This is a genomic window from Lactobacillus sp. C449L, assembly GCF_059900815.1.
The window spans coordinates 1-409 of record NZ_JBWXGA010000397.1; the positions used below are offsets into that span (position 1 = coordinate 1).

1 protein-coding gene is annotated in these 409 nt (G+C 72.4%); it reads left to right on the forward strand.

The window, feature by feature from the left end:
* A partial coding sequence (locus AC2JF9_RS09965) for an aminotransferase class I/II-fold pyridoxal phosphate-dependent enzyme (protein ID WP_500727450.1) occupies positions 1 to 235 on the forward strand: 235 nt, incomplete at its 5' end.
* Positions 236 to 409: the final 174 nt, after the last annotated feature.

The window sequence follows — 409 nt, forward strand, 5'->3', positions numbered from 1 at the left end:
GCCCTGGCTCATGCCGCGCGGCGGCTTCTATCTCTGGTGCCGGCTGCCGGAGGGCCGGGATTCCGCCGCGCTCGCCCGCCTGGCCGTGGAGGAGAACGTCGTGCTCGCCCCGGGCAACGTGTTCAGCGTCTCGCAGACGGCGGCCTCCTTCCTCCGCTTCAACGTCGCGCAATCGGGCGATCCGCGCGTCCTGGCCGTCCTGCGGCGGGCGATGGAGAGGCAGTGCCCCGGATGACGCCCGCGTGACGGCGGACGGGAACCCGCGTCGAGCCTGGGCCGTCTACTGGGAGAAGCGTCCCACCGCGAGGGCGGGCGCACCGCAGGGAGGTTCCGGATGAACAAGGGGTTTGGCGTGACGGTCACGGTGATGCGGCCGGGAGATCAGGCGCCGAAGACGGCTCCCCTGGTG